General features: G+C 61.3%; 1 protein-coding gene. It reads right to left on the reverse strand.

The features are described from left to right. A partial coding sequence (locus tag K6N12_RS33680) for an MFS transporter (protein ID WP_222149183.1) occupies positions 1–437 on the reverse strand: 437 nt, incomplete at both ends.

Genomic DNA, 437 nt, shown 5'->3' on the forward strand with positions numbered 1-437 from the left:
TGTAAGGATCGGGCGGAGAGCGATCTTTGCAGTGGCGGCGGGGCGGGTTTCATGCCACCGCATGCCGGCATTGAAAAGGGCGGCAACCGAAAGGAGGCCGATGACGAGGAAGATGGCGCGCCAACCGAAGCGATCGGCGATCAGGGCTCCGGCGATCGGAGCTAATGCAGGCACGAAGGAGAGGATGGAGCCGAGAAGGCCATAAATCGTGCTGCTTTCGGGACGCCCGGCATAGACGTCGCGCACTGTTGCGAAAGTTGCAACCAGTGTCGCCGACGCACCGATGGCTTGCGCCAATCTCAACACTACAAAGATTGGTGCTGACGAGGAGATGGCAAGCAGGAAGGATGAAGCGGCAAAGAGTGCCGCGCCTCCGAGCAGGACAGGCCGTCGTCCGACAATATCGGAAATCGGCCCGAAGACGATCTGCCCGGCGC

Source organism: Rhizobium redzepovicii (assembly GCF_019793435.1).
GTDB lineage: Bacteria > Pseudomonadota > Alphaproteobacteria > Rhizobiales > Rhizobiaceae > Rhizobium > Rhizobium redzepovicii.